Raw genomic sequence first — 23,348 nt, 5'->3', positions numbered from 1 at the left:
AAAATTTTTCCTGTCTAAAATCAAAAAGTATTCCTAAAACAATAACGCTGTGAAGGGGTTCTTTATTATGTTACTTAATGCCATGCATAAGCCTCTTTAAGAGTGGATTGAGCAAAGCCACTAATAATCCCCCTGCAACAGGCACAATGGTGAAAATTAAAAAGAAGGTGGAAAGGTCATATTCCTGTGTTACCTCTTCAATCATGCCTCCAAGGGAGCCGGCAAGTTTATTGCCAATGGCAATGGCCAGGTACCACATCCCGAACATGAAAGCAATCATACGTGCAGGCACCAGTTTACTCACATAAGAAAGCCCAAGCGGAGAAAGGCAAAGTTCTCCCAGCGTATGTAAGAGATAAGCCAGGATAAGCCAGATCATGCTTACTTTGGCACCTTCGGCAACTCCACTGGATCCCCATGCCAGAAGTCCGAATCCCAACCCTAGTAAAACCAGGCCGAAACAATACTTAAAGGCAGCGGAAGGATTGTATTTGCTTTCCCACCATCTCGAAAAGAAGGAAGCAAACACAATGATGAAAAATGAGTTTAAAATACTGAACCAGGAAACGGTTATTTCAGTAGTCTCTGCGGTAAATTCCCTTACCAGCATCCAAATAACCAGTCCCCAGATCCCAGCGAAACAGACTCCTAAAACTATATTGGATCCCGGAATTCTTGCAAATGTCTGCTTCCACAGTAAATACAGTACCCAGGTAATAATTGCCAGGGGCACTACCGTTAAAATGGCATTTACCACATTAAAAATGCTGGCAGCACTTCCTTCCAGTACCCTGTTTACATTATCACGGGCAAAAATGATAAGGGAAGAAGCCCCCTGCTCAAAAGCCATAAAAAAGAATACGGTAAAAAAGGCAAATATGATCACCGCTATCAAACGGTCCCTTACAATTTTGGTGTACCTGGAAATACGGGAAATCACCAGGATTAAAAAAAGTGCCAGGCCTATTAAGGCCATTCCCAGGGGTCCGGAAAAAGGCTCCCCCCTAAAATCAAAAGGCATGACTACGGGAAAAAGGTTAATATCGGCTATACGGGAAAGTGGATCGTCAATAAGATAAATAAAACCAATTAATGAGGAAGCCACTACAAGAATTTTATCTAAGAGAGTAAAAGGATTGGTTTTATGGGAAACTCCTTTACTTTCTTCTTCCTGCTTATGTTTTTCTTCCAGTTCTTTATCTGGCACTCCGCCAACTTTTCCAAAAAGCGGTTTGGAAAGCCAAAACTGAAGCGTTCCCAATAACATAAAAATCCCTGCAAGGCCAAAGCCCCAGCTCCAGCCAATTTTTTCGGCTAAATAGCCGCACAACATCATTCCAAAAAATGCGCCGGCATTTACGCCCATATAAAAAATGGTATAAGCTCCATCCTTTTTATCGGCCTTGCCTTCGTACATTTCAGAAATAATAGAAGTGATATTCGGCTTAAAGAAACCTGTTCCTATCACCAGCAGTGCCAGCCCAAAGTAGAGTGAGAATTCGGTTTCCAAAGCCATAGAAGCATGGCCAAGGGTCATAATTCCCGCCCCTATAATTACCGCCCGGCGATAACCTGTAAATTTATCGGCTATGAGGCCGCCTAAAATTGGGGTTAAATAAAGCAAGCCGGCATAGGTCCCAAATAGCGCCCCGGCATTTTCAGCCGACCAGCCCCAGCCTGGATTATCTACGCCCACAATGGCCATGGTGAGAAAATTCACCAGGAGCACCCGCATTCCGTAGAAAGAGAATCGCTCCCACATTTCAGTAAAAAAGAGAACAAAAAGCCCAGCGGGATGCCCCAGCACTTTGCTCTTAAAAAAATCTTCGTTAGCGTTTACGGTGTTTGTCATCGCCATTATTTTTTATTTCTTCATCCCCAAGTTCAAATTTCTCCTGCTGCGGTAAATCCCCCTCATGATCTTCCACGCCGTGGGTAAGCCTTTTCAATGGTTTAAGCAGTAAGATTACCAAAAGACCAAAAATAAAAGTGAAGATGGTAATTCCCCAGAAGGTTTTGTATTCCATATCGGTTTGCACTTCTTCAATCACAAAATTACCGCTGTAACCACTATTGTCTTCTGCCTGTTTAAAATCGATAAGCACGTGGTAAGGATCCTGGGCGGTTACCTTTTCTTCCTGAAGAACTTCCACCACTTCATTGCTCCTTTCTTCATTTTTAAACTGAATATATTCCAACACCGGTTCATCAGATTGCAATTCCAAAACATGCAGTTCCCCGTTTTCCTGATACACTCTCCCGCTTAACCTAAAGTCGCCATGGGTAGCAACTACCGAATCATTTACCTGAAGGTTTTGAGACATCTCGGCATCACTGGCCACGAGGTTCACCACCATAGGCTCTCCCTGTGAAAATTCCCCAATAACCCCGGCTACTTTATTCCCCAAACCGGTGGCAGCAAAGTAAACTCCCATCATAAGGGAAGCATATTTTACCGGCGCCAGCTTGGTGATAAAAGAAAGTGCCACAGGAGAAGAACACAATTCCCCGATGGTATGAAGCAAATAAGCCAGAACCAGCCAGTACATGGCAGATTTATGCTCATAAGGAATGTAATTGCTTGCTGCCATGGCCATAAAAATAAAGCCAAGCCCCATGATGATTACCCCTGTTGCCATTTTAAAAATGGAAGAAGCTTCCTTATGCTTTAATTTTCGCCTTGCCCAGAAGTTGGCCACAATCACCCCAAAGATGATAATAAAAAGTGCATTTAACGACTGAAACCAGGTTGCGGGAACTTCATTCCCAATTAACGGAAGGTTAAAAGGAATGGTCCTGTCTGTTTTATCAAGGGCGTATATGTTCATTAACCCTCCGGCCTGTTCAAAGGCTCCCCAAAATACCACTACCAGTAAAAAAGAAAGGATCATTACCAGGTAACGGTCTTTCATTACCTGCGAGGTAAGATCTTTGTAAACCATCAGCATTAAGGCGGTTACAAGCGTAAGAAAAATATAAAGCAGCCCGTATGGCAAAGATTCAAAGAACAGGTAATAAAGCGATCCCAGCATCAAAACGGAAGTGATTACCAGTTGCAACGGAGACTTCAGCAGTTCTTTAAACATTCCGCCAAGGGAGGCGCCTTCATCCCGTTCTGCGCGGGAAAGCAGGTTACCCACATTCCGCAGGTATTTTTGCCCCCACAGGTACACCACAAGTCCAAGGGCCATGGCTATACCGGCAAGCCCAAAGCCCCAGTGCCAGCCAATTTCTTCCCCAACATATCCTACAATAAGGCTGGAAAGAAAAGCACCCAGGTTAATCCCAATGTAAAAAATGGTAAATCCCTTGTCACGGCGAATATCACCTTCTTTATAAAGGCCACCCACCATAGTTGAAATATTAGGTTTTAGCATTCCTACCCCGGCTATAATAAGCGCGAGCCCCAGATAAAATGCCCACATTTCTTCAACTGCCAGTATGCCGTGGCCTGCCACCAGCACTATCCCTCCTATGAGTACTGTCTTCTTCTGGCCCAAAAGTTTATCGGCTATAATCCCTCCGGGTATGGAAGCTACATAAACCAGCATGGTGTACCAGCCGTAAAGGGCGATTGCTTCCCCGCCTGTCCAGCCTAGTCCCGCATTTCCGCCGGTGGTGGCGCTTACCAGGTAAAGCACCAGGATCGCCCTCATCCCGTAATAGGAAAAACGTTCCCACATTTCAGTAAAAAAGAGTATGTAGAGTCCTACCGGATGTCCAAATAATTCCTTTTGCGGTGCCGGGGTTGCTGAATTTGCCATTAACTAAGTGTGAATTTAATTTATCGTATTTTGATTTTCTTCTTTCATGCCTTCTTCCTTAAGGTTCTCCCTTAAGAAATTCGTCATCATGGTATAGAGGTGAAGCCGAGTATTCCCGCCGTAAATGCCGTGGTCTTTATCTGGATAAATTGCCCACTGGAATTGTTTGTTCGCCTGTACCAAAGCTTCCACCATCCTCATGGTATTTTGCAGGTGCACATTATCGTCTCCTCCCCCGTGAACCAGCAAAAAGTCTCCCTTGAGTTTTTCAACATGGTTAATAGGAGAATTATTATCGTAACCTGAAGCATTTTCCTGCGGGGTGGTCATATACCTTTCAGTATAGATACTATCATAAAATCTCCAGCTGGTTACCGGCGCCACGGCAATTGCCATAGCAAAAGTATCATTACCCTGGAGGATACAGTTGGAAGCCATAAAGCCACCATAACTCCAGCCCCAGATACCAATCCGGTTTTTATCGATATAACTTCTTTCTCCAAGTTCTTGCGCTGCGGAAATCTGATCTTCAACCTCGTATTTTCCCAATTCCAGTTGGGTAACTTTTTTGAAGTCGGCGCCTCTAAAGCCTGTTCCCCTTCCATCTACACAGGCAATTATAAAGCCTTCATCTGCCAGAAGCTGGTACCAGTAATCGTTGGTATTAAAATAAGTATTAGAGACGGACTGCGAGCCGGGACCGGAATACTGAAACATCAGCAATGGATATTCCTTATTTTCATCGAAATTTTGCGGCTTAATCATCCACATATTGAGATCGTTTCCATTAACTTCTATGGTAGAGATTTCTTTCGGGGAAAAATTATAAGGCGCTTCTTTTTCAAGCAATTCTGAATTATCTTTTATTTCCCTAAGCAGTTTCCCATCTTTTGCACGATGCAGGGTAAATACGTAAGGTGTGGAAGTATTGGTAAAAGAATTAATAAAATAGGTATAATCGGCACTGAAATCGGCGCTGTTGGTTCCGGTTTTATCAGTTAATTTCATTTTATCTTTTCCATTGGGTTTAATGGAATAAACCGTCCTGTTCACGCTGCCGTCTTCTGTGCTCTGGTAGTAAATGCGGTTATTCTTCTTATCAAAACCATAATAATCTGTCACCTCCCAGTCTCCTGAAGTAACCTGGTTGATCAGCTTTCCGCTTTCATCATAATGATAAATATGATTATAGCCGTCTTTTTCACTGGTCCAGATAAAGCTGTTGTCTTCTAAAAAGGTAAGATTATCGGTTATATCAATGTAAGCTTCATCCTGCTCATTTAATACTACTTTTTTAGAATTATCGCTGGCATCCACAAAAATTAGATCCAGATCGTTTTGGTGGCGGTTAATCACCTGTACGCTAAGCAGCATTGGTTTTTGTGTCCATTTTATCCGCGGAATATAAAAATCTTCATAGTCTCCCAGTTCTACTTTTTCACTTTCTGCGGAAGCAAGGTCATACATGTGCAGGGACACTTTGGAATTTTCCTCTCCTGCTTTGGGATATTTAAAAGTATATTCTGAAGGATATAAACTCTGCCCAAAAATATCCATGGAAAATTCAGGCACGTTAGATTCGTTAAACTTCAGGTAAGCGAGTTTTTCTCCTGTGGGGTTCCACTGGAAAGCTCTTACAAAAGCAAATTCTTCTTCATAAACCCAATCGGTAATTCCGTTTATGGTTTCATTTTTCTTACCATCAAAGGTGATTTGTTTTTCCTCTCCTGAGGCAATATCATAAACATAAATGTTATTTTCAAAAATATAAGCTACTTTGGAAGCATCGGGAGAAAATGTTGGCTCCTGGACCAGCCTGTCGGTAAGTTTGGTAAGGCTTTTATCCTTAAAGTCGTAGATGTAATAAATTCCTTTGCTGGATCGGCGGTATATTTTTTCAAGATTGGTAGAAAGCAACAACTTATTTTCTTCAGGGCTTAATTCAAAACCCTGGAAAGAAGAAATCTCTTTAAGGCTATTACTGTTAAGCATGGTCCTTACCTTTTCGCCGGTGGTATATTTGTAAACATCAAGAGTGGTAAGGCCACTATTTCGGTCACGGTTTAGAACAAGATATTCTTTACCATTTTGCAGGGATTGAAGGGACTGCAAACGCTCCTGCCGGAAAGTACCATCCCATATTTCTTCAAGAGTGATTTGCTTTTCCTGGGCGTAAATCATTGAGGTTGTAAACACTAGAAATGCAACAACCATTTTAGAGAACTTCATAAATTTTCAAAAAATTTTATTGACCGCCAAGTTTACTAAATTTTCAGCAAAAAAAGTAGCGGACTGGTGTTAAATACTAATGATTTGTTAAAGAAAAAATCAAGCCAAAGCTGGGTTTAACCTATATAATTATCTTCTTTTATTCATCTGGAATTACAATTGTATCTTTGCCTTACCTAAAAATTTAAAAAATGAGCCAACCTGTAGCAGGTTTTTCAAAGCTGAACAAAGAGGAAAAAATCGACTGGTTAAAGCGCCATTACCTTCAAAATAATACGGAAGCTGTAAAAATCCTGAAACAATACTGGAACGAAGATGCAAAACTGCAGCAACTGCATGATGAATTTACCGAGAACACCATTTCCAATTTTTACCTGCCTTTTGGCATAGCGCCAAACTTCAATATTAACGGCAAATTGCTGGCTATCCCCATGGCAATAGAAGAAAGCTCTGTAATTGCCGCAACAAGTAAAGCTGCAAAATTCTGGGGAAGCCGCGGTGGTTTTAAGGCTGAAGTGCTTAATACTAAAAAAATAGGGCAGGTGCATTTTATCTATTCCGGGGAAAAAGAAAAACTGCAGCGATATTTTAAAGAAGTAAAACCAAAGTTATTCAAGTCAGTCAAAGAAATTACCGCTAATATGGAAAAGCGCGGTGGCGGCGTTTTAGAGATTGAACTTCGGGATAAAACCGCCTCGTTGGAAAACTATTATCAGCTACATTGTAATTTCGAGACAAAAGATTCCATGGGGGCGAATTTTATAAATTCCTGCCTGGAAAAATTTGCGCATGTTTTTAAAGAGGAAGCTGAAAAGTGCCCTGATTTTACTTCTGAAGAACAAAATATTGAAATTCTGATGAGCATTCTTTCCAACTATGTGCCGGAATGTATTGTGAGAGCTGAAGTGAGTTGCCCTGTGGAACAACTTTCTGAAGAAAGCGGAATGACCGGGGAAGAATTTGCCAGTAAATTTAAAAGAGCTATCCGTATAGCCGAAATTGAAAAATACCGGGCGGTCACCCACAACAAAGGAATTATGAACGGAATAGACGCCGTGGTGCTGGCTACGGGCAATGATTTTAGGGCGGTGGAAGCTGGGATACATGCCTATGCCTCAAAAGACGGAAGTTACACCAGCCTTACTCATGCCTCTGTGGAAGCCGGTATTTTTAAATTCTGGATGGAAATTCCGTTGGCTTTAGGTACTGTGGGAGGCCTCACCAGCCTTCATCCAATGGTAAAACTAGCCCTGGAAATGTTGCAGAAACCTTCTGCCAAAGAACTTATGGAAATTGTAGCCGTGGCAGGACTGGCCCAAAATTTTGGCGCCGTGCGGTCCTTAATCACCACGGGAATCCAGCAGGGACATATGAAAATGCACCTTATGAACATTTTAAACCAGCAGGAAGCGACTCCGGAAGAAAAGAAAATGATAACCGATTACTTTAAAAACCATACCGTTTCCCACAACAGCGTGATTAATCAACTGGAAAAACTAAGACAGCAATGAAGCAATTCTACAGTAACGGGAAATTACTAATAACCGGGGAATACGCGGTGCTTAATGGCGCAAAGGCCTTAACCTTACCCACAAAGTTCGGGCAGGAACTAGTAGCTTGGGAACAAAGAAAGGGCACTATAAAATGGAAGAGCTTAGACAAAAGTGAAAACACCTGGTATTCCGGTGAATTTGAATTAAGGGAAGGAGAGATTAAATGTATTTCTGAAAATGTTAATTCTGAAGTTACCAAGCGCCTTGTCCAGATTTTCCAGGCTGCTCTTCAATTAAATCCCGAAATCCTCAAAGCTTCTGGTTATGAGATTCAAACAAAACTGAATTTTGACAGAAACTGGGGCCTGGGCACTTCATCTACCTTAATCAACAATATTGCGAAGTGGTTTAACATAGATGCTTACCAACTCCTGGAAAAGACCTTTGGTGGCAGCGGCTTTGATATTGCCGCGGCACAAAATGATTTTCCCGTCACTTACCAGATTGGGGAAAATGAAAGACAGGTTTTAAAAGCACATTTTGAACCTGAATTTAAAGACGAAATATTCTTTGTTTACCTTAACCGGAAACAGAACAGCCGGCAGGCTATTGCACATTTCAGGAACCAGCCACAGGAGAATATGAATGTTCTTGTTGAGAAAATCTCCAATCTTACGCTGCAATTTATAGGTTGTACAGAAATTTCAGAATTTGAAATGCTCATGGAAATCCATGAAACCTTAATTTCAAAAGCCATACGGCTTCCAAAGATTAGCACGGAGCTTTTTCCTGATTATCCTCGAAAAATTAAGAGCCTGGGCGGCTGGGGCGGCGATTTTATTATGGCTACCGGAGGAGAAGAAGAGAAAAATTATTTTAGGAGCAAAGGCTATTCTACAATTATCACTTATGAAGATATGGTTCTTTAGCAGCTAAAAGTTCAGCAAAGAAATAGGAGAAACAATTTAATTATCTTCAGATAAGTAAAAACTAAAAAGCTTTTGCCGGCAATTTTCCATTTCATTCTCAACCCTAAATATCGGTAACAAAAAAAGCCTCCATCGGGAGGCTTTTTACATTATAAATATTACCTACTAATAAAACTTAGCCCGGTTATCTTCAATTTCGGCCTTATTTTTTAAGGCTTCAAAAACTCTCGAACCTGCAGTTTGCCTGCGGCGGGCTGTTTCCTGACGCGCCACAGCATTGTAGCTGTTTAAAGCAGGAGCTTCTGTTCTATTTGTCACTTTAAATACATAAACCCCTTTTTCACCGGCAACAGGTTTACTTAATTCTCCTGTCTCAAGTCCAAAAGCAGCGCCAACCACCTCTGGTTCTCTTCCCGCACCGGCTAAAGTTGGGCTGGCAAGGTTTACCGCACTTGCATTTTGAACCACCACATTTTGATTCTGGGCGATTTCCTGCAAAGAACTGGCATTTATTCTTTCTTTTATAATTTCAGCCTTTTTGCGTTTTGTGAGAATAGGGATTACACGGGAAGAAGCTTCTTCAACACTGGTTAATCCTGCATCATTCTTAGCGGTAACCTGAGCGACCACATAGCCATTGGGAGTATCAAAACGTTTTACATCCCCGGCATTCACATCTTCCTGGAATGCCCACTGAATTACATTACGTTGGGCTCCTACTCCGGGGAGACTTTCATCAAGGGCTTTAACGCTTCTCGCTGTTCTAACTTCATAATTACTGCTTTTTGCCTGTTCAGCAAAATTGTCTCCTGCAGCAATCTGGAATTTGGTCACTTCGTTAAAAAGATCGTTCCTGGACCTTTCGGAAGCTTCAATTTCTTTGGCAACAGTGGCTATTTTTACTGCTTTCTCTTCCTCTGTTTGTTCATCTATGGAAATTACATGGTAGCCCACTTCGGTTTCTACAACCCCAATATCACCCTGCTCATTTTCGAATACATAATCCTCAAAAGCAGGAATCATCATTCCCGGAGAGAAATATCCAAGATCTCCACCTTCTTCCTTATTGGAACGGTCTGAAGAAAACTGCGAAGCAAGATCTGCAAACTCAGATTTATCTTTTCGTACCACTCCAGCAATGCTATCTGCCAAAGCCTGTGCTTCTTCTTTAGTTCTGGTAACTTCAGGGTCTATTTGGGTGCCCTGGTAGGTGATTAGAATGTGGCTTGCCTTTACAGAGTCCGGCATCTGCTTTGTCTCCAGCAATTTTGTAGCCTTCCAGTAACCATTTTCTTCATAAGGACCAAAAACTTCTCCTTCTGAAAGGTTATAAATTTCATCTGCAACTCCTTTTGGAAGGTCCTTTTTAAAGACAAAACGATCAGTATAGGGTATATCTGAATACTGGTCTACAAATTCTTCCACATCATCTGTATTCCTGAAACCGGCAACGGTATCATTAGATTTTGAAGCAGAATTGAATTCTACCCTGTTATCCAGCAATTCTGAAATTGCCTGTTTTGCTTCTGACCTGTCTTCGGAAGAAGCCTTTTCTTCAAAAAACACGTACTGCAGGTTAACAGATTTCTCTGTTTCAAACTGCGCCGAATGATTTTTGATATAGTCTTTAATTTCAGATTTGCTCACCTCTACTTCTTCATCTGGCACTGAAGAATAAGGGATTTGTACAAACTGAAGGTCAATATTGTCATTTTGCATCCTGTAAGCCTGTTCAGCTTCAGTAAGTGTGGCACCCACCCCGGCGCTAATCATATTAAGATACAAGCTCTGGCGTGCGGTGGCCGCCATACTTTGTGTATACTGTTCCCACTGTGCATAAGCCTGGGGAGAGGTTGCTTTTAGATTGGCAACGTATTCCCTTAACCTGTTCTCATCAAAAACACCGGCTTCATTCACAAAATTTGGGTTATTAGACATCTGCGCCCGGATCATCTGGGTAATCTGGTCTTCCTCTGCCCTAAGGCCAATCTCCTCCAGCTGGTCTTCAATAATAATTTGCCTAAGCTGCTGGTCCCAAACACGGTTAGCAGCCTGCGTGGTACTAATACTCCCACCGCTGTTACGCTGTAGGGCTTCCACCTGCCTGGCAAATTCTTCTCTGCTCACTTCTTCCCCATTTACAGATGCGATTACGTTTTGTGATTTTTGGGAAGACAAGCCCCCGTTACGGATCACATCTGCCAACACAAAAGAAAATAGTGCCAGTGCAATGATCACAATCAGAAAAACAGAGCGCTGTCTGATTTTATTTAATACTGCCATTTTTAATTGTTATTTATCAAAATATAGTGGGCGAAAATAGTGTTTTTAGGCTAATAATAAAACTAATAATTAGCAAAATATTAACTCCAAATTTGGTTAATCGGCTGGCTTAATTTTTACTTCTACCAATTCAATTTTAGTATTGGATACTTCCAGAATACGAAATTCGAATTTTTCTATTTGCAACACCTCCCCTTGTTGGGGGATCTCCTCTGTATGATGTACAATAAAGCCCCCAAGGGTTTCATAATTTTCGCCTTCAGGAATATCCAGCCTGTAAGTTTCATTTACATAATCTACTTCTGTACGTGCTGAAAATTTGTAATGATTCTCACCTAGTTTTTCTTCAATTAAAATAGCGGAATCATGCTCATCTTCAATTTCTCCAAAAAGCTCCTCCACAATATCCTCTACCGTCATCATCCCGCTGGTGCCGCCGTATTCATCTATAACCACCGCGATACTTTTTCGCTTTTTTATGAGAATATTCAGCACATCTTTAACCCACATGGTCTCCGGCACAAAAACCACCGGCAACAAAATAGATTTAATAGAGGACGGTTTCTTAAAGAGCTCAAAGGAGTGAACATAACCAATAATATCGTCTATGGTTTCATTGTACACTAAAATCTTGGACAGCCCGGTTTCAGTAAACTTATTAATCAGGTCTTTCGGGTCTTCTTTTTGGTCTACACCAATAATTTCGGTACGCGGGATCATGACTTCCCTGGCTTTTATATCTGAAAATTCCAGGGCATTCTGAAAAATCTGAATTTCAGAATCTACTTCTTCATCTTCTTCCACCGTTTCCATTTGTTCACTGATAAAATTTCCCAGTTCTACTTTGCTGAAGGCGAGCTGTACCTCATCTCCTTCGGTTTTAAAAAAGCGCTTCAGCACAAGATCGGAAACCCAGATCACGAAAGAAGAGATAAAACTGAACAAGACATAGAAGAAATACGCCGGCACCGCAAAAAACTTCAGCATGGTATTGGCATAGATCTGGAAAAAAACTTTAGGCAGAAATTCTGCCGTTAGCAAAATGATAAGGGTAGAAATAAGGGTTTGGGTAAAAAGGCTAAGGTCTACAATGATATAATTAAGGAAGCTGCCCTCTGTTGTAGCGATGCCTAGCAGCCAGTTCATAAGCAAATCCCCCATGAAAAAACTATAGATTACCAGCGCAATATTATTACCCACCAGCATGGTTGCGATAAACTTAGATGGTTTTTTAGTGAGTCGCTTTAACACTTTGGCCAAAAAATCATTCTGGCGCTTTTCAATTTCAATATAGATCTTATTAGAGGAAACATAGGCAATTTCCATTCCCGAGAAAAACGCAGAGAGCACAAGAGAAAACACAATAATTATGATTTCTGAATCCATAGGAATTATTATTCGTTACGGTCCTTATACTTGTGCCTGAAGTGTCTTTTAAAAAAGAACATAAAAACAGCAATACAAACAAAGAACAGAAATATATAGGCACGACTGCGCTCTATATTCCAGATCCTTACAGCTTCAAAAATAAAGAAAGCCGCAAATACCAGGTAGGCATATTCAAAAAATTTGAAAAATTTACTCATCCTCTTCTTCTGTTTCATCTAAAATCTGCACCCCAATATTTGTCCTGGACCTGAAATTACCGAAATTCTGATTAGAATCAAAACCCTGGCCGCGGTTCACCCCGCCATCCGGAAATTTTATAGTATTTGGACGGTCTGTAAAGACCCAGCTTTTGTTCTGGTCCCAGTAAAGCTGGTTGGCTTCAAGTTGAGTGCTGTCACTGGTTACAATTACCACATTGCCGCGCAAATCTATAAGGCCGGTTTCATCGTAGATGATCCCGTAATCTGAGGTGATGGTGTTTTTTTTATTGTTTTCGTCAAAAAATTCCACTTCCAGCCCGTCCGGAAATTCCCTGAACGGGAAATTTTTGTTGGTATAATCAAACATCTTAGGACTCCGCAGAATGGCTACCAGCCTGCCGGAATCTGTAAATTTAAGGTTAAGGCCTTCAGCAACCGCCTGGGGAGAATCCCCCTGCAGGTCCATTTCCCTCACTTCATTTAAATTGCCCTGGCATGAAAAAAGCATTGTCACGCCTATGAGCGTGACAATGCCTGAAATGATGTGGTTATATTTTAATCTCATATTACGTTTGAGGGATACGAACGGTCTCACCAATCCAGCATCCTATTTGAATAGCCTCGCCCGCACTTCTTCCAGACTGGAATACATCAGACTTTTGAGGAGCCCTACCACGGTAACTTGCGGCAGCCTGGTTGGCATTACTGGAGATAGAAGGATCTACCCTACCTGCCCTGGCAGCATAATCTGCAGCCAGCCAGTAAACTGCTCTTTTGGTAAAGGCATCTTCTCCACAGTTATTGGCACTCTGAGCAATCATGTTGGCAATCTGAAGGTAAGCCGTTCCCATAGATGGTTTGGCTTCCAGGGCCTTTCTATAGAAGTTTCTTGCTTGTCCAAAACTACCTCTTTCTTTATAATTACTTGCAATTCTATAATATATCTTAGCCTTATCGCTTGGGTTCTCTTCCAGCTCGGCTGCTTCGTTATAATATTCCAAAGCTTTTGCACGGTCCCCGTCAGCTTCAGCTAACTGCCCTAAAGAGTAAGCAGAGCTTGCAGAAGGTTTTAACTGGTGTAAAGCTTCAGATACCTGGAAAAACAATGGATCCTCAGTACAATCTTTAGCTGAAAGCCTTGCGTTGGCGTTCTGTAACCAGTTAACATCTGTTTTCTTTTCTTCGAAATCTTTTTTGTAAAGCGGAATCAGGTTATCACAATCTGCTCTTGCCCCCAATTTGGCATTTAAGGCATTTTTTACAGCATTATAATTCCCAAGGTTGATCTCTGCATATTTTATTTTGGTTTTCTCTTTTGAAGTTAAATCATCCCCGGCTTCCTGCTTCTCTAAAAGAGGGGCAAGTTCTTCAGCAGCGTCATTTTCTTCCTCTTCAATTTTGGCCATTACCTTATCGTAAATATCGAATACGTCCTGAAGTTCTCTCTCTCCTGCGTCCTGCATTTCCACCATAAGGTCAAAATAAGCATACAGGCCTTTTGCGCTGGTGAAGTTTTCCCTATCTTCAGTGAACGCTTTATCAAAGGCGTTATAAAGCTCTTCTTTAGAACCTAATTCATTATCATATTTTAGCTGAGCAATGTCGCCGTACACTTTACCTTTACTGGTTTTTTCAGGATAAAGTTCAAGGCGTTTTTCCCAAACGCTAATCAATTCATTTATATACTGCTTCTTTTGAGCATCGGCAGAAGCTTTTTTAATTTTATCTTCAAGTACTCTTTCCAAATACTGGTAAGTGGCCAAACTATAATCAGGACATTTATCCATTACATTTTTAAGAGGCTCGTATGCCGCGTCGTAATTTTTTGCTTTTGCATCATCATAAGCCAAAGCCGCCATAGTTGGACAATCGTTAGATTGTGCACTTAAAGCACCCGACCCTAATAATGCACCGGTTATTAATGCTATAAATCTCGCTTTCATTTTACTTGTTTATATTGGTTAATTAAATTTTCTTCTTTCGAACCACTTATCATTTAAAGACAATCCTACAGATATCTTAAAATAATCTTCCTGTATTAATCCCGAAGCCGTTGTACCGCGCTGTCCATACTCAACTCCGAGGTTTAAATTAGAGAATTGTGCTCCTACAGGTAGGCCTACTCCAAAAGATATGCCAAACTCATTTATGCCTTCTCCGTTGAGGTTAAGACCGGTTTCCTCATACCGAAATCCCCCACGGTAAACTACCCGGCTAAAATAGCTGGTAAAGGAGTTATACCGCGGGATAAAATAACCTCCTAACCTATACTGTGCCGCATCGGTATATACCGCATCATCAGTAACCGAATTAAACAGAAAAGAACTCCTTCCAATATTATTATATTCTGCTCCCACAAACCATTTCCTGGGCATTCCTATTCCAGCCCCAAGGGTAAGTTGTTCAGGAAGTGAGAAATTAGTGTCTTCAACATCCAATTCGCGGGATTCCACAATTGCTTCTCCAGTGGCAATAAAAGCAACAGTAGAAAGCTCCCTGAAATTCTCTGAGGTAAGCTCTACTTCAGGCGCATAAGTACCCGCCACATGTAGCTGCAACTTATCTGTTAGCATTGCCTGATAATCCAACCCAAAGTTAAAACTAAATCCCAGAATATCCGAACGGCTAATGTCCCTTGTTCCAAACTGTATGCCTTCACGGCTTACCGTTCTCCTGTTCTGGAAATTTCCGAAGTTATAATTAGCATCAACTCCTACGCTAAAGTTTTTGTTGATCTCGTAGCCTGCAGAAAGAAAAACCTTATTCATCCCCCCACGGCCATTTAACCTGCTGGCAACATCTTCATTTATATCCAGGATGCGATACCCTACTGCGGTGTATGGCACAAGCCCCAGTCCAAAACCAAGTTTATTGCTTACAGGAATTCCCAGTCCCAAATAATCAAGAGAAGAGATCTTTGCGTTATCCTGTTCCTCACTGGTTTGTAATTTAGTTCGTTGGTGGCTTGCCCCTATGGAATAAGTGGTAAGCCTTAGCCTTCCATAAGAAGCAGGATTACGTAAATTCAAGTGGATGCTGTCTGAAAAGATACTCAACCCTCCCATGGACCTGTTTTCTACTGTCCCCTTAAAATTTGTAAGTCCAATCCCGTAATATGAATATGGAGAAGAGATGTTTTCCTGTGCAGCCGCAAAAGCGGAAGAGAGAATAGCGACGATTACTATAAATCGTTTGATCATTGATTTTTATTAAATTCTAAAATGTAGTTTAGTCCTTCCAAGAGAAAATTTGAGTTCGCAAATATGCCATTTTTTAACCTCTTAGACAAAAATTGCTGATCTCCACCCGTAAAAATTACTGTTAAATCTTCATATTTTGACTTATAGGCAGTTATCGTGCCGTCAATCTCTGCAGCCATTCCATTAATAACACCAGAGAGGATGCTGCTTTTAGTAGAATCCCCAATCATTTTCAAGTCTTCCTCTGGAGATATTAACGGTAAATTTGCAGTAAACTTGTGCAAGGCTTTAAATCTCATCTGCAAACCGGGAGAAATGGCACCGCCAAGATATTCTTCTCCCTTATTTTTAAAGTCGAAGGTCACACAGGTACCTGCATCAATAACCAGGACGTTTTTCTGCGGAAAAGCAGCCACAGCCGCCGCCATTAAAGCAATGCGGTCTTTGCCCAAAGTAAGCGGGGTGGAATAAAGGTTTTTGAAAGGCAAAGGCAAATTTGGCGTAAGCTGAAGAAAATTGAAATTTTTCTGAAGTAAATTCACCTCATCCTCCACCTCTTTTACCACGCTGGAAAGTATGGCAAAACCTGTTTGAGGATAATTTTCTTTTATTTCTGAAATTTTTTCTGAAAAATCTTTGAGCTGAAATGAAGATTTAAACAGAACCTCAGCACCTTGAAAAACAGCTGCTTTCACTGAAGTATTCCCTATATCTACTACTAAATTCATGCTTTAAAAACTGAGGTGGCTAAAATACAAAAGCATTTTTTTAAAATTTCTTTTGCCAGTTACTAAAAATGAAATTATATTTGCCACCGCTTTCAAAAGCAACTGGTGCCTTAGCTCAGTTGGTAGAGCAAAGGACTGAAAATCCTTGTGTCCCTGGTTCGATTCCTGGAGGCACCACCCAGGAAACCCGTAACGATGTTGCGGGTTTTTTTGTTGCTCTTAATTTCTCCCCAACTTTTGTTCTTGATCCCTAAAACTCTAGACCTATCAGGTTTGAAAACCTGGCAGGTCTTTTTCTCCTCTTGAACAAGCATAAACTAATAATACTTCCGCCTTAACCAAAACGCTACCTTCACCAGCAGGATAAGCGCAGGAACTTCTATTAACGGCCCCACTACCCCGGCAAAAGCCTGGCCGGAATTGAGTCCAAAAACAGCAATGGCCACCGCAATGGCCAGTTCAAAATTATTACCGGCGGCAGTAAAAGAGATCGCGGCATTTTTGTCATAATCTGCGCCCATGGCTCTACTAATAAAAAAGCCAATCAGGAACATTACGGTAAAATAGATCAATAATGGCACCGCAATTACCAGGACATTATAAGGAATTCCTACAATTAATTCGCCTTTTAAGGAAAACATTACAATAATGGTGAAGAGCAGGGCAATAAGAGTTACCGGCGAAATTGCGGGAAGAAATTTATCTTCATACCATTTTTTGCTTTTTATCCTAACCAGCAGGAATCTGCTTAAAATACCAGCCAGAAAAGGAATTCCCAGATAGATAGCCACACTTTCTGCAATTGTAGCTATAGAAATGTTCACTATTGCTCCTTCAAAGCCAAACAGCGGGGGCAATACGGTTATAAACAACCAGGCATAAAAACTATATCCAAATACCTGAAAGATGCTATTAAGTGCCACCAGGGCCGCTCCATATTCACTGCTACCTTCGGCAAGGTCGTTCCATACCAGCACCATAGCGATACAACGGGCAAGGCCAATTAGAATAAGCCCAACCAGATAATCCGGATAATCCTGAAGGAAAATCATTGCAAGCGCAAACATTAAAACAGGGCCAATAATCCAGTTAAGGAGCAGGGAAATAGAAAGGATCTTTATATTTTGAAAAACTTTTGGCAGCAGCCGGTAATCTACTTTTGCCAGTGGCGGATACATCATAAGGATGAGCCCAACCGCAATTGGCCAGTTTGTCGTTCCGCTACTATATGAATTTACCTGAGCGGGGACTGAAGGAAAAAAGTAGCCGAGACCAACGCCAACAGCCATTGCTATAAAAATCCATAAGGTAAGATATGAATTAAGAAAATTTAATTTTTTAGCTCCTGCAGGCATTTATGTGGTTTTAAGCGATAAGGAATAAAAAACATACTTCATCTCTGTGGCAATTTGTTCGCTCCTTTCATCATATTTTTGATCCTGTTCAGGTAAACCATCAAATTCTTTGGGGTCTTCATATTTTATAGGAATTCGCTTCTCGGCGCCCGGAATAAAAGGACAGGTTTCATCTGCATGCGAACAGGTCATAACAGCCGCGAAATTTTTCTGCGGGTTGGCATTGTCATCATACTTTTTGGAAAACATTTTTAAAGGCGCTAATTCTTCCGCATACTTAACCAAATAAACGGGATTCCCCTCGCCTTCCGCAGAAACTCTAAAACCTGCTCTCTTTATGGCCTCCACGGCATTTTCATGAAAAGCGGTAACTTCTACACCACCCGAAAAAGCAGCAACAGGAATGTTGTAAAACTGCCCCATTGCCTGCGCCCATATTTGCGCAAACTGGCTTCTCCTTGAGTTGTGCGTACAGATAAAATTTAACTGCGCAACCTCATTTTTATCAATTTTCTGCTGAAGATATTCCACAAGAGGTTCTAGAACTTTTTTACGTTCTTCTGAAATTGTTGAAATCCCGATAGCTTCAATTTTTTTCTTAAGCTTTTCTAAAATCTTATTTTTTGTCTTCATTCCTGGCATATTAACAGCAACCTGAATTTGGCTTACATGATGATGATTGCAATTCACTCATTTTCAGCTTTGGCTTGTTTTGCACGCCGCATTCATCTTTTGCAAGGCAATCGGTTTGTTTATTCAGCAATAAAAAATTCCTGCCATCAAAACCGAGATCGAATTTTGCTATAGTACCCTGCTGGTATTCCACTTCAATTTCCAGATCTGGCAGTTCCAGTACTTTTTCTGAAAGTTCAATTATGGAGATCAGCTTTTCCGGATGCAGCCGGTGATTAAAATCGTTTGCCTCCCATAATTGAAAACTGGCTTTTTCTTCACTTCTTATTGTTCCGCCACAATCGATAAACTTCTTGCTGATTTTCCCAATCTCGGTTACATGAAAATGCGCCGGCACCAGATTCCCATCCGGAAGTTGAAACGCTATTTTTTCGAGGTCCTTTAAATACTCTTTAATTTCTGATATTTTCATGGTTAGGATTTTATTGTTATATCGCAATAAAACGATGATTAAATTTAATTTTTTTTAGCAGCATTCCCCGGAAGCGGAAACATCCTGATCCAGAAACGCTGTAAAAAGCTGCCTAATTTCGCCCCACCTGGCTTCATTTATACAGTAACACACCCGCGTACCTTCAATATTTCCTTTTATAAGGCCCAGGTTTTTAAGCTCTTTGAGGTGCTGTGAAATTGTGGGCTGCGCCAGGCCAACTACTTCCACAAGGTCACCACAAATACAATTATTTGTTTTAATGAGGTGCTGAAGAATAGCTATCCTGGCGGGATGGCCAAGTACCCTTGAAACCATCGCCAGCTCATTTTGGTATTCTGTAAATATCTCAGACTTCGTAACGCCCATATCCTTTTGTTATATTGCAATATTACGATTATTTGTGAGATTATAGCAACCTTGAACATAAAAAAAGCCACTCCTTTAAGAATGGCTTTAAATTTATTTGCTATTGTAATTTAGGAAACCGCCTTCAGCTTATTAATAGTGGATTTGTTTAGCTTTTCTTCAGCATATTCGGCATCTACCACCAATTTATTCTCATTACCTTCCGGCATTTCAAACATGGCATCGGTTAAAATCGCTTCACACAGGGAACGCAGTCCCCTGGCCCCAAGTTTATATTCCACGGCTTTTTCAACAATATAATCCAGTGCCTCTTCTGTCATTTCAAACTCAATATCATCCATTTCAAAAAGCTTTTTATACTGCTTGATAATGGCGTTTTTAGGCTCGGTAAGGATGGCACGCAGGGTGTCCTTATCCAGCGGGTTCATATACGTTAATGCCGGAAGACGGCCGATAATTTCAGGAATAAGCCCAAAATCTTTTAAATCCTTCGGAATAATATATTTCAACAAATTGGTGCGTTCTATGGCATCTTCCCCTTTGGAAGCGCTAAAACCTACGGCCTGCATATTTAGCCTTTTGCTGATATTCCTTTCGATCCCGTCAAAAGCACCTCCGGCGATAAAAAGAATATTTTCAGTGTCTACTTCAATAAACTTCTGGTCCGGATGCTTTCTTCCTCCTTTAGGCGGAACGTTAACGGTAGTTCCCTCCAGTAACTTCAGCAAAGCCTGCTGAACTCCTTCCCCGGATACATCGCGGGTAATGGAAGGATTGTCGCTCTTGCGGGCAATTTTATCAATTTCATCAATAAAAACAATGCCGCGTTGCGCTTTTTCCAAATTATAATCTGCCGCCTGAAGCAGGCGGGTAAGTATACCTTCCACATCTTCTCCCACATAGCCGGCTTCAGTTAATACCGTAGCATCTACTATGGCAAGTGGCACATTAAGCATCCTGGCGATAGTTTTGGCAATAAGGGTTTTACCGGTACCGGTTTCCCCGACCATAATGATGTTACTTTTCTGGATCTCTACATCATCATCAGAATTTGGTTGCAACAATCTTTTATAGTGATTATACACGGCAACAGACATCACTTTTTTGGTAGCTTCCTGTCCAATCACATATTCATCCAGAAAGGCCTTGATCACTTTAGGTTTGCTCAGCATTAAATCTGAAGAAAGTTCTTTGGCTTCTCCCTGCCGGGATTCTTCCAAAACAATGCCATGAGCCTGTTCTATACACCTGTCACATATATGCGCATCCAGCCCGGCGATAAGTAAACTCGTTTCCGGTTTCTTCCTCCCACAAAATGAACATTCTAAATCCTCTTTACCCATTTTCTTGGTTTTCGTGTTATTGTTTCAGATTTTCTCTCTTATAATATAAAAAAGGAATCCTGAAATCCAATTTATCCTTCTCTTTGTAAGATTTCGTCAATCATTCCATACTCTTTAGCCTTATCGGCTTTCATCCAGTAATCACGGTCACTGTCCTCATGGACCTTATCATAAGACTGGCCTGTATGTTTAGAGATAATTTTATAAAGTTCCTCCTTTAAAAGTAGGATTTCACGCGCAGTAATTTCTATATCACTGGCCTGTCCCTGTGCCCCACCTAATGGCTGGTGTATCATCACGCGGGAATGTGGCAAACCGCTACGTTTTCCTTTTTCCCCGGCACATAAAAGTACCGCCCCCATTGAGGCCGCCATTCCTGTACAAATTGTGGCAACATCTGGCTTAATAAACTGCATCGTATCGTAAATTCCCAGGCCTGCATACACACTTCCTCCGGGGGAATTAATATAAATCTGGATGTCTTTAGAAGAGTCTGTGCTCTCTAAAAAGAGCAGCTGAGCCTGGATAATGTTGGCGATCTGGTCACTAATGGCAGTACCCATAAAAATGATACGATCCATCATTAAGCGTGAAAAAACATCCATAGCCACTGCATTCATCTGGCGTTCTTCAATAATATTAGGAGTCATTCCCATTGGCGGGGTTACCGCGCTCACCAGTTGATCATAGTACATACTGTTTATCCCATGATGTTTGGTGGCATATTTTTCAAATTCTTTTCCGTAATCCATCAATTTTATTTTTTATGCTTTCAATAAAGAAATCTATTTAAAAATATCAGCCAATAAAACCTTAAAAATAAAAGTTCAATTGGCCTCAGTTTTACCTGATTTTTACAGGTTCATTTTTATTAAAAAAGGCGTTATACCAAATGGTTTAACGCCTTAAAGATAAGTATAAATTATAAAAAAGGCCTACTCATAAATTTCTTTCACGAATTCTTCATAAGTGACTTCTTTTTCATTGAACTTCATATTTTCTTTATAAAATTCAAGAAGTTTTTCATTCATCAATTGTTCAGATAAGCGCTTGGCTTCATCCTGGTTGGAAAGAATCCTCGCAGCAATATCGTCCAGTTCTTTTTCTGAAGGATCCATTTGCCCAAACTGCGCCATTTGCGCTTTGATTTTATCTGTAGCAAAAGCTTTAAGGTCTTCAAAATTGATCTCCAGGTTATTATCCTTCATAATCTTTCCTTCAATCAACTGGTAGCGAAGCCCTTTTTCGCTCTTCTCATATTCTTCAGCCGCTTCCTCCTCAGTCATTGGCTCTTCTCCCACTGTTTGGATCCATTTCTGAAGAAATTCCTTTGGAAGATCAAATTCTGTATTTTCAATCAGCTTCTCAGTAACATCATTCATCAATTGCTGATCGCTTTGCTGCTGAAATTGCTTTGCAGCATCTTCTTTGATCTTTTCCTTTAGCTCTGTCACTGTTTTTACCTGATCCTTACCAAAAAGTTTATCAAATAATTCCTGGTCAAGGTCTGCCAGCTCCTGATGGTTTACTTCAGTTACGGTAAATTGAACTTCAATATCAAGATCGTGGGCTTTATCATGTTCAATTTTAAGATGTTTTATCAGATCGTGATCGTCTTCAAAAAGGTCTTTGGTTTTTAAGCTGATGATATCACCGGCTTTGGCACCAATAAATTTGTCAAGATTCTCTTTTCCTTTTACTTTTTCCAACTCTACAGAAGTATTATTATCTATACCTTCTTCTTCGTTTTTAAAAGTCCCGGCAACAATATCACCTTCTTCAGCAGTCTCTTTGGAAACCAGTTTCCCATATTGCTTTTGCATGTTTTTGATCTGGTTTTCCACCATCTCGTCATCTGCAACAATTTTGTAATGCGTTACCGGCTCTTTAAGATCCATATTGACTTCAAAGTCTGGAGAAAGTCCTAATTCGAATTCAAAAGTGTAATTTTCTTTATCCCAGTCAAAATTTTCCTGCTCTTTAGGCAGCGGATTTCCCAGCACATCAAGTTTTTCTTCGGTAAGGTATTTATTAAGGGCGTCCTGCAACAATTTATTTACCTCGTCTACCAACACGGCTTTCCCATATTGCTTTTTTACCATTCCCATAGGTACATGGCCTTTTCGGAAACCGGGGATATTGGCATTTTTACGGTAGTCTTTTAAAATTTTATCTACTTTACCCTGATAATCGTCTTTAGCGATATCTACTTTTACTACCGCGTTTAATTCATCAATATTTTCTCTGGTAATATTCATCTTGACTTATTATAAAAATTGGAGTGCAAAATTACACTTTTTTCGGAAGCCCGCAAAGTTTCAAATTACTGAATTTCAGCAAGCTTCTAATCTGAACTTAAAATGGAATACAACAAGGATTGGAAAAGGGACAATAACAAACTGAAAATGATCGCCATCAGCAATCCATCTACCGCAAACCCGGAAACAAAACCATCGGCCAGCAGGATAATTACCGCATTAATAATGAGCAGGAAAAGCCCAAGAGTGAGAATGGTTACCGGCAATGTAAACAGGATTAATAATGGTTTCACAATAAGATTAAGCAAAGCCAGGACCAGCGCAACAATAATGGCAGTAACATAATTGTCTACCGCCACCCCGGGAAGGATTTCAGCTAAAACAAGAACGGCAACTGCAGAAAGCAGGATGCGAAGTATAAATTTCATAATATCAACAAGCATTGGTTACCTCACAAAATTGCAAAAAAAAGAAGCTGTCTCATTAATTTGAGGCAGCTTTTTTCATTTTATGGTTCAAAACTATTGATTATCTGGAGGTTTTTTATTATTTTTAAGTACTGATAATCAGATAAATGAGCTATAAATTTAAGGTCTATAACCAACAGTAAAACTGGCTTTTTCCTCCTTCCATTGAAGAATTAATTCCACAAGACCATCCGGTGAGGATCGTCAATGGAGTGATT

At 40.7% G+C, this 23,348-nt stretch carries 20 protein-coding genes and 1 tRNA gene; 3 read left to right on the top strand and 18 right to left on the bottom strand.

The window, feature by feature from the left end:
* Positions 1-70: 70 nt before the first annotated feature.
* Genes AB8M93_RS16425 through AB8M93_RS16415 form a run of 3 tightly spaced genes read right to left on the bottom strand, consistent with a single transcriptional unit; the run spans position 71 to position 5,993 of the window.
* Positions 71-1,852 carry a peptide MFS transporter gene (locus AB8M93_RS16425; protein ID WP_373059680.1) on the bottom strand — a complete coding sequence of 594 codons (1,782 nt, stop codon included), beginning with the start codon at positions 1,850-1,852 and terminating at the stop codon, positions 71-73.
* Positions 1,830-3,764, bottom strand: coding sequence for a peptide MFS transporter (locus AB8M93_RS16420; protein ID WP_373059678.1), 1,935 nt, complete (start codon positions 3,762-3,764; stop codon positions 1,830-1,832). Before AB8M93_RS16420 ends, AB8M93_RS16425 begins: the two co-directional genes overlap by 23 nt.
* A 15-nt stretch (positions 3,765-3,779) precedes the next feature.
* Positions 3,780-5,993: a S9 family peptidase gene (locus AB8M93_RS16415; RefSeq protein ID WP_373059676.1), complete on the bottom strand. Its 2,214-nt coding sequence runs from the start codon at positions 5,991-5,993 to the stop codon at positions 3,780-3,782.
* A 191-nt stretch (positions 5,994-6,184) separates the two neighbouring features.
* Between AB8M93_RS16415 and AB8M93_RS16410 the strand changes: the two genes are divergently transcribed.
* Positions 6,185-7,504 carry a hydroxymethylglutaryl-CoA reductase, degradative gene (locus AB8M93_RS16410; RefSeq protein WP_373059674.1) on the top strand — a complete coding sequence of 440 codons (1,320 nt, stop codon included), beginning with the start codon at positions 6,185-6,187 and terminating at the stop codon, positions 7,502-7,504.
* Positions 7,501-8,415 carry a GYDIA family GHMP kinase gene (locus AB8M93_RS16405; protein WP_373059672.1) on the top strand — a complete coding sequence of 305 codons (915 nt, stop codon included), beginning with the start codon at positions 7,501-7,503 and terminating at the stop codon, positions 8,413-8,415. The genes AB8M93_RS16410 and AB8M93_RS16405 overlap by 4 nt, the downstream gene beginning before the upstream one ends.
* Positions 8,416-8,580: 165 nt before the next feature.
* Here AB8M93_RS16405 and AB8M93_RS16400 read toward each other — a convergent pair whose 3' ends face one another.
* The 7 genes from AB8M93_RS16400 to AB8M93_RS16370 form a co-directional block, all read right to left on the bottom strand.
* Positions 8,581-10,698, bottom strand: a complete 2,118-nt coding sequence (locus AB8M93_RS16400) for a peptidylprolyl isomerase (protein WP_373059670.1) — start codon at positions 10,696-10,698, stop codon at positions 8,581-8,583.
* Between the two features lie 96 nt (positions 10,699-10,794).
* Positions 10,795-12,084 carry a hemolysin family protein gene (locus tag AB8M93_RS16395; RefSeq protein WP_373059668.1) on the bottom strand — a complete coding sequence of 430 codons (1,290 nt, stop codon included), beginning with the start codon at positions 12,082-12,084 and terminating at the stop codon, positions 10,795-10,797.
* Between the two features lie 8 nt (positions 12,085-12,092).
* Positions 12,093-12,284 (bottom strand): hypothetical protein, encoded by a 192-nt coding sequence (locus AB8M93_RS16390; protein ID WP_373059666.1) that lies wholly within the window; start codon positions 12,282-12,284, stop codon positions 12,093-12,095.
* Complete coding sequence (gene lptC, locus AB8M93_RS16385) at positions 12,277-12,852, bottom strand: LPS export ABC transporter periplasmic protein LptC (protein ID WP_373059664.1); 576 nt, start codon at positions 12,850-12,852, stop codon at positions 12,277-12,279. Before lptC ends, AB8M93_RS16390 begins: the two co-directional genes overlap by 8 nt.
* Before the next feature lies 1 nt (position 12,853).
* On the bottom strand, positions 12,854-14,230 hold the full coding sequence (locus AB8M93_RS16380; RefSeq protein WP_373059662.1) for a tetratricopeptide repeat protein: 1,377 nt from the start codon (positions 14,228-14,230) through the stop codon (positions 12,854-12,856).
* An 18-nt stretch (positions 14,231-14,248) separates the two neighbouring features.
* On the bottom strand, positions 14,249-15,487 hold the full coding sequence (bamG, locus tag AB8M93_RS16375; protein WP_373059660.1) for a BamG family beta-barrel-assembly machinery protein: 1,239 nt from the start codon (positions 15,485-15,487) through the stop codon (positions 14,249-14,251).
* On the bottom strand, positions 15,484-16,215 hold the full coding sequence (locus AB8M93_RS16370; protein WP_373059658.1) for a type III pantothenate kinase: 732 nt from the start codon (positions 16,213-16,215) through the stop codon (positions 15,484-15,486). The genes bamG and AB8M93_RS16370 overlap by 4 nt, the downstream gene beginning before the upstream one ends.
* 104 nt (positions 16,216-16,319) lie before the next feature.
* On the opposite strand from AB8M93_RS16370, the gene AB8M93_RS16365 reads away from it, so the two are divergent.
* A tRNA-Phe gene (locus AB8M93_RS16365) sits at positions 16,320-16,392 on the top strand.
* Between the two features lie 140 nt (positions 16,393-16,532).
* On the opposite strand, the gene arsB is transcribed toward AB8M93_RS16365, so the two are convergent.
* From arsB to AB8M93_RS16325, 8 genes are all read right to left on the bottom strand, one after another.
* Positions 16,533-17,570, bottom strand: coding sequence for an ACR3 family arsenite efflux transporter (gene arsB, locus AB8M93_RS16360; RefSeq protein WP_373059656.1), 1,038 nt, complete (start codon positions 17,568-17,570; stop codon positions 16,533-16,535).
* Positions 17,571-18,203: a low molecular weight phosphatase family protein gene (locus tag AB8M93_RS16355; protein ID WP_373059654.1), complete on the bottom strand. Its 633-nt coding sequence runs from the start codon at positions 18,201-18,203 to the stop codon at positions 17,571-17,573. It abuts the gene before it with no gap.
* Positions 18,204-18,213: 10 nt separating this feature from the next.
* Positions 18,214-18,675 (bottom strand): DUF6428 family protein, encoded by a 462-nt coding sequence (locus AB8M93_RS16350; protein WP_373059652.1) that lies wholly within the window; start codon positions 18,673-18,675, stop codon positions 18,214-18,216.
* 54 nt (positions 18,676-18,729) lie between these two features.
* Positions 18,730-19,062, bottom strand: a complete 333-nt coding sequence (locus AB8M93_RS16345; protein WP_373059650.1) for an ArsR/SmtB family transcription factor — start codon at positions 19,060-19,062, stop codon at positions 18,730-18,732.
* Between the two features lie 110 nt (positions 19,063-19,172).
* On the bottom strand, positions 19,173-20,405 hold the full coding sequence (clpX, locus tag AB8M93_RS16340; RefSeq protein WP_373059648.1) for an ATP-dependent Clp protease ATP-binding subunit ClpX: 1,233 nt from the start codon (positions 20,403-20,405) through the stop codon (positions 19,173-19,175).
* A 71-nt stretch (positions 20,406-20,476) separates the two neighbouring features.
* Positions 20,477-21,157, bottom strand: a complete 681-nt coding sequence (clpP, locus tag AB8M93_RS16335) for an ATP-dependent Clp endopeptidase proteolytic subunit ClpP (RefSeq protein WP_373059646.1) — start codon at positions 21,155-21,157, stop codon at positions 20,477-20,479.
* A gap of 183 nt (positions 21,158-21,340) precedes the next feature.
* Complete coding sequence (gene tig / locus AB8M93_RS16330) at positions 21,341-22,663, bottom strand: trigger factor (protein WP_373059644.1); 1,323 nt, start codon at positions 22,661-22,663, stop codon at positions 21,341-21,343.
* Positions 22,664-22,749: 86 nt separating this feature from the next.
* Positions 22,750-23,091, bottom strand: coding sequence for a phage holin family protein (locus AB8M93_RS16325; protein ID WP_373059642.1), 342 nt, complete (start codon positions 23,089-23,091; stop codon positions 22,750-22,752).
* Positions 23,092-23,348 lie beyond the last annotated feature (257 nt).

Origin of the sequence: Autumnicola aciditolerans, from assembly GCF_041679265.1 — a bacterium.
Taxonomy (GTDB): domain Bacteria; phylum Bacteroidota; class Bacteroidia; order Flavobacteriales; family Flavobacteriaceae; genus Autumnicola.
This window is presented reverse-complemented; position numbering and strand designations above follow the sequence as displayed.

Coding starts and splice junctions, on each gene's coding strand:
- AB8M93_RS16420 (WP_373059678.1), bottom strand. CDS start 3,764: ATGGCAAATTCAGCAACCCCGGCACCGCAAAAGGAATTATTTGGACAT.
- AB8M93_RS16350 (WP_373059652.1), bottom strand. CDS start 18,675: ATGAAAATATCAGAAATTAAAGAGTATTTAAAGGACCTCGAAAAAATA.
- bamG (WP_373059660.1), bottom strand. CDS start 15,487: ATGATCAAACGATTTATAGTAATCGTCGCTATTCTCTCTTCCGCTTTT.
- clpP (WP_373059646.1), bottom strand. CDS start 21,157: ATGGATTACGGAAAAGAATTTGAAAAATATGCCACCAAACATCATGGG.
- AB8M93_RS16355 (WP_373059654.1), bottom strand. CDS start 18,203: ATGAAGACAAAAAATAAGATTTTAGAAAAGCTTAAGAAAAAAATTGAA.
- tig (WP_373059644.1), bottom strand. CDS start 22,663: ATGAATATTACCAGAGAAAATATTGATGAATTAAACGCGGTAGTAAAA.
- clpX (WP_373059648.1), bottom strand. CDS start 20,405: ATGGGTAAAGAGGATTTAGAATGTTCATTTTGTGGGAGGAAGAAACCG.
- lptC (WP_373059664.1), bottom strand. CDS start 12,852: ATGAGATTAAAATATAACCACATCATTTCAGGCATTGTCACGCTCATA.
- AB8M93_RS16415 (WP_373059676.1), bottom strand. CDS start 5,993: ATGAAGTTCTCTAAAATGGTTGTTGCATTTCTAGTGTTTACAACCTCA.
- AB8M93_RS16410 (WP_373059674.1), top strand. CDS start 6,185: ATGAGCCAACCTGTAGCAGGTTTTTCAAAGCTGAACAAAGAGGAAAAA.
- AB8M93_RS16395 (WP_373059668.1), bottom strand. CDS start 12,084: ATGGATTCAGAAATCATAATTATTGTGTTTTCTCTTGTGCTCTCTGCG.
- arsB (WP_373059656.1), bottom strand. CDS start 17,570: ATGCCTGCAGGAGCTAAAAAATTAAATTTTCTTAATTCATATCTTACC.
- AB8M93_RS16425 (WP_373059680.1), bottom strand. CDS start 1,852: ATGACAAACACCGTAAACGCTAACGAAGATTTTTTTAAGAGCAAAGTG.
- AB8M93_RS16370 (WP_373059658.1), bottom strand. CDS start 16,215: ATGAATTTAGTAGTAGATATAGGGAATACTTCAGTGAAAGCAGCTGTT.
- AB8M93_RS16345 (WP_373059650.1), bottom strand. CDS start 19,062: ATGGGCGTTACGAAGTCTGAGATATTTACAGAATACCAAAATGAGCTG.
- AB8M93_RS16380 (WP_373059662.1), bottom strand. CDS start 14,230: ATGAAAGCGAGATTTATAGCATTAATAACCGGTGCATTATTAGGGTCG.
- AB8M93_RS16325 (WP_373059642.1), bottom strand. CDS start 23,091: ATGAAATTTATACTTCGCATCCTGCTTTCTGCAGTTGCCGTTCTTGTT.
- AB8M93_RS16390 (WP_373059666.1), bottom strand. CDS start 12,284: ATGAGTAAATTTTTCAAATTTTTTGAATATGCCTACCTGGTATTTGCG.
- AB8M93_RS16400 (WP_373059670.1), bottom strand. CDS start 10,698: ATGGCAGTATTAAATAAAATCAGACAGCGCTCTGTTTTTCTGATTGTG.
- AB8M93_RS16405 (WP_373059672.1), top strand. CDS start 7,501: ATGAAGCAATTCTACAGTAACGGGAAATTACTAATAACCGGGGAATAC.